The organism is Bacteroidota bacterium, assembly GCA_030706565.1.
Taxonomy (GTDB): Bacteria; Bacteroidota; Bacteroidia; order Bacteroidales; family JAUZOH01; genus JAUZOH01.
The window spans coordinates 1-6,436 of the sequence record JAUZOH010000215.1; the positions used below are offsets into that span (position 1 = coordinate 1).

The window sequence follows — 6,436 nt, forward strand, 5'->3', positions numbered from 1 at the left end:
AAATATCTCCCTGAACGGAATAAAATTTAACAACTGAGATTTATTGTTCATCATATCACATAGAAATAATGAGAAATATTCCTCTGTGTCTTCTCTGTGTACCTCTGTGATATTGTATCAATTTATTACACAGAGAACCACAGAGTTTTAACACAGAGTGCCACAGAGAAATCTGTTATAACCCCTTATACTACTTGCGAAACGTAAATAAAGGAGAAACTCATTTCTGTTTAATTCTTTTTCCGTCTAATTCAGCTAAAATCCTTTTGAGGAAAAGATTATCGGTTTTATGTTCTTTATACATATCGCTGTTTACAATTTCATGAATTTTATAACTACTAATCATGTATTCACTTATAGCGTTCTTGAAATTTGGATAGACATATTCCATTTCTTTATTTTGTTACTTTAATAATCCATACATCTTGTTGAGGTCTTCCATTTTTTATCTCACCTTCAATATGCTCAAGTATTTGATGGTTTCCAATTAATTTTTTAACAAAAGATACCGGATGAAAGGCTGTAAAAGTTCTATGCCCAATTTTAGTATTCCCTTTAATTAGTAAATTCCCTTTATCAAATATTTTTTGTTCGAATGGAGTTAATTTTGATTTAAAAACATTACCGTGTAATGTGAGAAAAATAATACCATTATTTTTGGTTATTCTGGTCAGCTCATTAAACCATTCATAGTGTAAATGTTCTGTAAGATGAGTAAATATTGAGATACCATAAACTATATCAAACGAATTTTCTACATAAGGAAGAGGAGGATTAGTATCGTTTAAGTTAAAATTAATACCAGTCAGCATTTTTCTGTTCCATGCAATAGTTTTTGGATTATAGTCAGTACCATATATTGAGCAGGATCTTTCCAGTAATTCCGGTAGATGTCGGATAATGCGGGCTGGACCACATCCCCAGTCTAAAATATTTAAATTTTTTAACTCATGGTACTGCTTAAGATGGTCAAGTAACCAAATTGCAGAACTTTTGCCATCAAAGTAATATTTATAATAATTAAGATTAAATGATTCATAAATGAGGTAAGAAGGGGGAAGTTGAATTTGAGGGTTTTCTTTTTTAAAGTTTCTTCTTTCTTTACTTTTTTTTATATAATGCAGGTAAAACCTTATTTTATCGGTATAATATAGTATGCCTAATTGTCTTAAAAAATTTGAAATTCTTGTTTTCATTTTACATGTTTTGTTCAAATATATTTTTTATTCAAGTTTCGCAAGTAAAATTTAGACCACCTCAGATATTCACGGCCTATCAAAATTGATAAAATGTTTCATAAGTGTTTACCTGAATATATCAAAAATTATTGTAATAATCTGATATTATACAATATATGGCTTATTTCTCATGTCCACGATTTGAATTTTTACTGTTGAAAATATAAGTAAGATTACGAAAATGCCGTTAAAATCCAAATATATTCCGCCATCACAGCCTATTGCCTTTTGACCATTGTCGGATATGATCCCATCTTAATCGCAGTATTTTTTATTTGTTCCGTGTTCTTGGCATGTAGCTTTTCGACAAGATTCTGATTAGAAACTCTTCACAAGATCAGAGTCTGTGAAGATTATGTTAGATAATGGTCATTGTCGGTTGGGCTTTAATTTTTAGTGGACACTTATGATTTTACTCATAAATGTTTCTCTGTCTTTTTAAAGTTTCACACAAGGGTCGGGGTTAGGCGAAGTACGGGAATCGAGACTACGGTTGTTTCAATTGATTTTCCTTTTCATTTTATTCCTGAGGGCTTTGCCATGGGAACGTTGATGGGAAGTGGTTCTCCAAAATCTGGAGTCCCGTCCTGCGTCCAGTTAAATTTCTGAATCCTGGTGCTTCGCTTTGAACAACCCAGGTTGGGTTTGTCTTTTGCATGATAAATGATCCAACTTTCTTTACCATCGGGCGATTGAGTAAAACCATTATGCCCTGGCCCAAAAACACTATTCTTTTCTGACATGTGGAAAACAGGAAGGCTTGATCTTTTCCAAGATGAGGGATTCAACAGGTCCCCATTTTTTTTAATCGAAAGCATTCCCAGGGAATAGTTATCGTCCCAGCAGGCACTGGCTGAGAATAATATAAAGGACTTATCTTTAGGGCCATCCAAAAATATGGGGCCTTCCAGGATGCTCCTGTCCCCAATTCTTTCCCATGAATACATGGGAGCTGCCAGGTCTGCTTCCGGTTGTTTCAATGTCCAGGGATTAGTCATTTGGGCTATCATAATATCGCTGTGACTGCCTACATAAGCTGAATATAAGAAATACAATTTGCCCTTAAACTGGAAAACAGAACCATCAATACCATTGTATTTTGTATTTACTGCTCCCCGGTCTATCCATTTACCTTCTAATGGATTAGTCGATGCATTTTCCAAGACAAAAACATGACGGGTATTGTCCGCATCTTGTTTAATATCGGAGGCTGAATAATAGATGTACCATTTCCCTTTGATATAATGTATTTCAGGAGCCCAGATAGAGCAACTGTTAGGACCACTCGGAGGGCGTTTCCAAACCGTTTTCGCCTGAACGCCTCCCAGGGAAGTAATATCGGGCGTCCGCCAGATATCAATTCTATTGCCCCTGGTTACCAGGCAATAATAATAACCATCAGTATGATAATAGGCATAGGGGTCAGCGCCATCTTTCAAAACCGGATTCATGAATGTGGCATTATTTTGCGCATTTGAAGAATTGCAATACCAGATCAGCAAAAGAGAAAAAAGCAATATCCGTTTAAGCTTGAACGAATGCGTTGATTTTCCAGTATTAAAAATAACCATAGTCTCAATAGGTTTAAGTAATTAATTTAACTTCTTGTTTTCAAATAGTTATAATATGAAATGACCTTTATTTAAACCAATAGCTTTTTAATCCAGAGGCGATTATACTTATTTTTAAGGAAAATACAAATTATTCCGGGGCAGGAGAAATGTTGTTTCTCATTTTTCAATTATTGCTAATATGCTGAGATAAAGGGCTACCAGTCCTACTGATATGGCAAAATGAGATAATCCGTTGAATACAACTTTTATTCCAATTTCATTTGAAATATCTTCTCTTGTCATTATCTCTATTCCTGCTCCGCTTTCAAAAGAAAGGGTATAGGATGAAAAACCTTGATGGCATTTTCATACTTGTCACCACATTGCATTTCAAAATGCTTCTGATAAAAGGCTTACATTTTTTCTAAATCAGAAGACTATATTGCAATGTGTTCAATTTCTATTTTCTACTTTCCCGTTTATACCTGCCTTTGATATTAGTTTGATTAAATAACTAAATTGCTTAAAGCTCCCGGATCCAGATATTCCTATATGATACAGGATTTCTATGATCTTGCAGCGATAACGGTTGTTTGAAGGGATGTTTGGTGTATTTGGCTGCCCCAATATAGGCAGTTGTTCCTTTAATCTCAACATGATTTTGCACCAGCACCCCATTTTGCAATATCGTTATATATGCCGGAGTTTGCAACGAGTTGTCGTTGTTGAAACGGGGTGCAGTATAAATAATATCATAAGTCTGCCATTCACCCGGTTTACGGCAAACATTTACAAGCGGTATATGTTGTTTGTATATTGAAGCGGCTTGTCCATTGCTATAAGTTGGATTTTGATAGCTATCCAGTACCTGGACTTCGTAACGATTTTGCAAGAAAATACCGCTATTACCGCGGCCTTGCCCATTACCTTTTATTTCTTCCGGGGACCGCCACTCAATATGCAACTGGCAATCAGCAAACTGCTGCCAGGTAAGAATGGAGCCGCTTCCTGGAAGTACTGTAAGTATTCCGTCATTAACGTTCCACTTGGCCTTCTCACCTTTTTCATTCACCCATGCATTGAGATTGGTACCATCAAATAATATGATGGCATCACTGGGTATTCCTGATTGAGCATCTACAGTTATTACTGGAGGAACCGGCGACCAAACCTCGGTTTCTTCAGGACGCATTTGCGATTTTGCAAAATGGGAAAAGAACAATAATAAAAGGCTGCATAAAATTCTTTTTTTCATCTGTATTTACTTTTTATGTGATGCATGAGGATGTGTACATGCCTCAAAAGTACAAATTCGTGATTTGAAAAGCATATTAAAATTGTTTTTTTGGTGTATGAAAAAGCTTCGCTATAGTTTTCCCATTGCTATTCAACGGCTAAGTGTCTGCAGCGTGCGGGAGCAAGAGACCGTTTCACTTTTAGCCCGCAATGTTGCTGCCAGCAAGCGATGATCTTGCAAATTATTCTGAACCCCGCAAAATATATACCCTGTGTTAGGATCTGAACTTTTTATAGTTATCAATCTTGTAGATGATTATCAAAAAAATCACTTGGGTTTTTGAGTGACCTTCACCCTGTCAAAATAATCCCCGGCTTCAAGGCCAACAGTAATGATTCTTTTAACATGATTAGGATTTGCATCAACCTTGATAAAAAGTGTATTCTTATCCCGGCGCTCAACATCAAAACAATCCTGTTTTATTTTGTAACTGTCGGATTGTAAATCAACACCTGTAAAGCCATAGTACCAGGTACTATCAACTGACACATCAGAAATCCACCACCAATCCCCTTCTGTTTTTATTGTTGCAGAATCTCCTGAAGCACTAAATTCAACTGCTTTGGTCGAAAGGTGGATAATGTCATCCCATTTCCCTTTTTCTTCAGTGCAGGAAGTGAAAATAAAAACTGAAATAATCAAAAGATTTAAAACCAATATTTTTTTCATAACTTACTCTATTTCTCAATAATTGGATTTGTCCAGCCTTTGGTGGATTGCCGTTTGCTGCAATTATGCCTTTAAGTTCGTTTGCTTTAATCGTATAATTGTAACCTTTGAGTTACATTTACAACTCCATATCAGATGAAGTTGCAATTATTATTTGTCTTTTATACCAAGAACAAATAGGTTAAGTTAAACTATGTCAAACCAATCAATAACTGTCCCGTTGCAATTTGGTGCATTCGGGCAGCATATATATTCATCACCTCTTTTATCCTTGAAAACTTTGTAGTCAGCAACTGTAAAAATAGTATCGCAATGGATACAACACTTCTTATCAGTTATTTTTGGTACATTCTCAAACGGGTAATTGTCGTCGAGATATTTTTGTTTATTTCTGATTATTAATTCTTCCATAATATTTGGTTTTATTAGTTTTATGTCGCAATGTTATTCGGGCTTGTTGCCAATGATGTTGGCATAGCAGCTCCACATATTGCCGTAATACACTATAATGGTTTTGTCCATGCCGTCTGTTGTGTGCATGCTAGTTGATTCATATTAAATTTCATTCATGTCCAATTGTTCTTTTACATAATCTTCCTGCCTTTTTGTACGAAATGCAAACCACTCTTCACGATAATTTGACGATTCGATTTCAGCTTTAAAATTTGCAAATGGACTCTTGCGATTGAGAATTTTTATCAGGTTTTCTTTAAGTTTTAATTCTTTTACCTCATCAACAAAATCTTCCATAATTTTAAATGCCTCACTGGAATTCATTTTTTCAATGACTGCATAATTCGACCATTCATTCTCGATTTTTTCCATTTCCTCTTCCAAAAATTCTGGATCCATCAGGTCATCCAGGTCAAGAATTGTTCTGTATTCTAATGTTTCCTTGTTTATGAATATTTTCATACCAGCCTCTAGATCCTGGGCCATTTTATTTATTTGTTTGTCTGTTAGTTTCATGGAGTTTGTTTTTTACCTGATACACAACGTCCGCGGTAAGGAATGTTGGGGATTTCTTGTATGTTTTACGATCAAACGATGAAAAACTTGCCAGCGGGCGATGCGTTCGATAAACCAATAAACCCTCCAAATTTAATACTACAGGGTATGACCAGTATTTATTTTTTCTGCAATCTGTAAATATTCTTATAACTTATGCAATATGCAAAACTATCTGAAACAAAGATAATTAAACCTAATGATAATTGTTTTTGTAAATCAGATTTAATCCAACTTTTACCGCTATCTGTTGTAGTATATGTATATGTTCCAATAAATGATGGGAAATCTCCACCAATATAAGCTATACTGTCATGAATTATTATACCCTCGTTACTATTGCAAAAATGAAAACTTTCAAATGGTGAAGATGGGGTTCTAAAACTTGGAAACGATAAACTGGTTTTATTCCAATTGATCCCTCCGTCTGTTGTTTTATATCTATCATTACCTTTATTTAAAAAACCAATGTTTTCATTGATGAAATAAAAGCCACCGATATAAGTTGATGAACTATTTATTGGTGTCTGAATTGTAATCCATGTTTTCCCATGATCAACGCTCTTAAATATTTTTTGATCCTTTCCTGTCGCAAAACATATATCACCTGAGAAAAACAATCTATTTTGCGAAGGATCTAAATCTAAATCAGCAACTTCCCAACTTGAGCC

7 protein-coding genes are annotated in these 6,436 nt (G+C 35.0%); all 7 read right to left on the reverse strand.

Annotated features, from left to right (window positions below; translation table 11 throughout):
* Positions 1-395 precede the first annotated feature (395 nt).
* Positions 396-1,196, reverse strand: a complete 801-nt coding sequence (locus Q8907_11005) for a class I SAM-dependent methyltransferase (protein ID MDP4274796.1) — start codon at positions 1,194-1,196, stop codon at positions 396-398.
* 557 nt (positions 1,197-1,753) lie between these two features.
* On the reverse strand, positions 1,754-2,809 hold the full coding sequence (locus Q8907_11010; GenBank protein ID MDP4274797.1) for a glycoside hydrolase family 43 protein: 1,056 nt from the start codon (positions 2,807-2,809) through the stop codon (positions 1,754-1,756).
* A 505-nt stretch (positions 2,810-3,314) separates the two neighbouring features.
* Positions 3,315-4,046 (reverse strand): DUF1080 domain-containing protein, encoded by a 732-nt coding sequence (locus Q8907_11015; protein MDP4274798.1) that lies wholly within the window; start codon positions 4,044-4,046, stop codon positions 3,315-3,317.
* Positions 4,047-4,355: 309 nt separating this feature from the next.
* The gene (locus tag Q8907_11020; protein MDP4274799.1) at positions 4,356-4,757 is read right to left on the reverse strand and encodes a hypothetical protein; all 402 of its coding nucleotides are present in this window, start codon (positions 4,755-4,757) and stop codon (positions 4,356-4,358) included.
* 186 nt (positions 4,758-4,943) lie between these two features.
* A complete protein-coding gene (locus Q8907_11025) occupies positions 4,944-5,168 on the reverse strand; it encodes a hypothetical protein (GenBank protein ID MDP4274800.1) in 225 nt (74 codons plus the stop codon).
* Between the two features lie 144 nt (positions 5,169-5,312).
* Entirely contained in the window at positions 5,313-5,726 is a 414-nt protein-coding gene (locus tag Q8907_11030; GenBank protein MDP4274801.1) for a UPF0158 family protein, read from the reverse strand.
* A gap of 158 nt (positions 5,727-5,884) precedes the next feature.
* Positions 5,885-6,436 (reverse strand): hypothetical protein (locus Q8907_11035; GenBank protein MDP4274802.1); only part of this gene is annotated, 552 nt, incomplete at its 5' end.

Excerpts from the sequence above, each read along its gene's own strand:
- Q8907_11005 (MDP4274796.1), bottom strand. The coding sequence starts at position 1,196 with ATGAAAACAAGAATTTCAAATTTTTTAAGACAATTAGGCATACTATAT.
- Q8907_11020 (MDP4274799.1), bottom strand. The coding sequence starts at position 4,757 with ATGAAAAAAATATTGGTTTTAAATCTTTTGATTATTTCAGTTTTTATT.
- Q8907_11010 (MDP4274797.1), bottom strand. The coding sequence starts at position 2,809 with ATGGTTATTTTTAATACTGGAAAATCAACGCATTCGTTCAAGCTTAAA.
- Q8907_11030 (MDP4274801.1), bottom strand. The coding sequence starts at position 5,726 with ATGAAACTAACAGACAAACAAATAAATAAAATGGCCCAGGATCTAGAG.
- Q8907_11015 (MDP4274798.1), bottom strand. The coding sequence starts at position 4,046 with ATGAAAAAAAGAATTTTATGCAGCCTTTTATTATTGTTCTTTTCCCAT.
- Q8907_11025 (MDP4274800.1), bottom strand. The coding sequence starts at position 5,168 with ATGGAAGAATTAATAATCAGAAATAAACAAAAATATCTCGACGACAAT.